This window comes from Streptomyces sp. NPDC054956, from assembly GCF_053609185.1.
Window position 1 is genome coordinate 1 of record NZ_JBSGXB010000547.1, and the last position, 2,674, is coordinate 2,674.

Below are 2,674 nucleotides of genomic sequence, written 5' to 3' on the forward strand. Positions count from 1 at the left end.
GGGACACGTACTGGTCGCCGGCGCGGTCGTGGTGCCGGTGTTCCTCGTGGCGCTGCACCGGGGGGGCATCGGACTGGGCACCGTGGCCCGTGCCTGTGCCTGGCCCTTCCTGGGCGGCGCCGTGATGACGGCCGTCGTGCTCGTACTGGAGCGGCTTCTCGGGGACGGCGTCCTCGCTCTGCTGGCCATCGGGGTCGCCGGGGCCCTGACCTACGGCCTGTGCGTCCTGCCCAGCCTCGGCTTCCTGCGCGGCGCCCCCTCGGGCGCCGCGCCCGTGACGGTGGAGGGATAGCTCCGTGGCACGTCATAGCTCGGTAACACGTCGTAGCAGACGCTTATGGGCCTGGGTGGCCGCGGGGGTCCTCCTGGCCGCCGTACTGGCCGTGTACCAGGCCGAGCGGATGGGAAGCAGCGAGCCCACGGCGGGTTCCTGCCCGGAAGCCGCTCTCCAGTGCCCCGGAGGCGAACCTCCTCCCCCCGCGTCCGAGCCCTCGACGGACCCCTCCGCCTCGGTCAGCCCGAGCCCCTCGGCCGCGTCCGAGTCCCCGTCTCCGTCCCCGTCGGCCTCCGCCGCGGCGACGAGCAAGGCTCCGCCGCCCGCGGCGGCGGCCGCGTGCACCTCGGCCACGCCGGGTGCCTGCGGGTTCCCCGATGCCCGGAGCACCGGTCCGCGCATCAAGCTGGAGCGGCACGACACGGGGAACATGTCGGTGAAGACCGACGGGACGGTCATCAAGGGCTGGGACATCGTCGGCTCGCTGGACATCTACGCCAACGACGTCACCATCATCGACAGCAAGATCACCTCGGCCAACTGGTGGGGCATCAACCTGCGCCCCGGCTACAAGGGCCTGCGGGTCCTGCACACCAACATCACCGCCGTACCGGGCAAGGGCCCCGACAACGGCGGCGTCAACTACGCCGTGTCCAACATGGGCGAGAGCTCGATCGAGGTCGGCTGGTGCGACATCTCGGTGTTCGGCAACGCCCTGTCCATGGGCCAGGGCGATCTGCACGACAACTACGTGCACGACATCGCCGCCTTCCGCAACCTGGGCGGTGAATGGCAGCACACGGACGCCGTCATCAGCGGCGGAGGGAACTCGGGCCGGCTGACCATCCGCCACAACACCCTGCTCAACTCCACCACGGTCGACCGGGGCGCCAGCGCGGCCCTGGGACTCTTCGCGGACACCGGCAACGTCAGCAACGTCGTCGTCGACCGCAACTGGCTGGCCGGCGGGGCGTACGCGCTCTACGGCGGCGGCCCCGGTGCCACGGGGATCCAGGTCACGGACAACGTGTTCTCCACCCAGTACCATCCGGGCGCCGGAACCTACGGGGCGGTCGCGGCCTGGAACGCGGGCGGCGCGGGGAACGTGTGGCGCGGCAACCGCATGAGCGACGGCCGGCCGGTCGAACCCGAACCGGCCTCCTGACGATCGAGAGGACATCATGCGCCGCATCGCCCGGGCCCCCTGGGAGCTGCTCAAGCGGGCCTTCGGCTGGCTGGTGCTGTTCGAGGCCAGGAACAAGCTGCTGCTGGCCCCTTCCGCGGTGCGGCTGCGCCGTTTCGAGGACGCCGAGACGCTCCGGCTGGCCGCCCTGCCCGGCCGGCCGCCGGCCGCGCTGGTCGCCACCGTGATCGCCACGCACCGGCGCCCCGAGGCGCTGCGCGCGGCGGTCCGCTCGGCCCTGGCGCAGACGGTGTCCGACCAGGTGGTCATCGTCGTGGACGACGGCGCGGGGCTGCCGGAACTTCCTCCGGACCCGCGGCTGTTCGCGGTGTCGCTGTCGCGCAACACGGCCACGGCCGGGGTCGTGCGCAACGTCGGGATACGGCTGACCCGTTCGCGGTACGTCGCCTTCCTGGACGACGACAACCTGTGGGAGCCGGACCACCTGGAGCAGGCCCTCGCGGTGCTGGAACCGGCCGGGGGGCCCGACGCCGTGTACACGGCGCTGCGCAGGGTGCTCCCCGACGGCAGCGAACGGGACGTGCTGTCGGTGGCGTTCGACCGCCGCCGCTCCGCCCACGAGGCCTTCCTCGACACCAACGCCTTCGTGGCGCGCCGCACCCGGTCGCTGTACTTCAGCCGGCTGCGGCGCACCCCGGAGGTGCTGCCCCGCGAGGACTGGGAGCTCGTACGCCGCTACAGCCGCCGGCACGAGGTCCGCCACGTGCCCCGGCCCACCGTCCGCTACCTGGTCAACCCGGAGAGCTTCTACACCGCATGGGACGGTACGGCGCCCACCGGGTGACGGAATTCAGCCCCGCCAGGGGGCACCTCCCAGCACCTCCCAGCGGTGGCTGGGGGAGTTCGAGGCGCGGGGTCCGGGGGCAGCGCCCCCGGCAACGGCGCCGCACCCCGACCCGGCCGGATCAGGGACCCGGAGTGGCGCGCAGCGCCGAGGGGCTGGCCAGGGCGCGCGCCGCGGCGCGGCTCGCGGGCCGGCCGAGGGCCGCCCGGGAGGTCTCCCGCAGCAGTACGGCCGCCCGGAAGGCGGTGGTGGCCGCCGCCCCGTGGCGGCGCCCGTAGAGCCTGACCCGGTTGAGGGTCAGCAGCGTCCACAGCCGGGGGGACACCTGGGAGTCCCCGCCGAGGTGGGTGGCCGCGGCGGCGGGCTCCAGGCGGGTGGCGAAGCCCCGGTCGCCGGCCCGCAGGCAGTACTC

At 73.7% G+C, this 2,674-nt stretch carries 3 protein-coding genes and 1 pseudogene; 3 read left to right on the forward strand and 1 reads right to left on the reverse strand.

Going from position 1 to position 2,674, the window contains the following annotated elements:
* The 3 genes and pseudogenes from ACWGDE_RS38035 to ACWGDE_RS38045 form a co-directional block, all read left to right on the forward strand.
* Nucleotides 1-292, forward strand: a pseudogene (locus ACWGDE_RS38035) (lipopolysaccharide biosynthesis protein); the annotation flags it as partial.
* Nucleotides 293-347: 55 nt separating this feature from the next.
* Nucleotides 348-1,439 carry a hypothetical protein gene (locus ACWGDE_RS38040; RefSeq protein WP_453393656.1) on the forward strand — a complete coding sequence of 364 codons (1,092 nt, stop codon included), beginning with the start codon at nucleotides 348-350 and terminating at the stop codon, nucleotides 1,437-1,439.
* Nucleotides 1,440-1,455: 16 nt separating this feature from the next.
* Nucleotides 1,456-2,262, forward strand: coding sequence for a glycosyltransferase family 2 protein (locus ACWGDE_RS38045; RefSeq protein WP_453393657.1), 807 nt, complete (start codon nucleotides 1,456-1,458; stop codon nucleotides 2,260-2,262).
* 121 nt (nucleotides 2,263-2,383) lie between these two features.
* Here the strand turns inward: ACWGDE_RS38045 and ACWGDE_RS38050 are convergent.
* A partial coding sequence (locus tag ACWGDE_RS38050; RefSeq protein WP_453393658.1) for a glycosyltransferase family 2 protein occupies nucleotides 2,384-2,674 on the reverse strand: 291 nt, incomplete at its 5' end.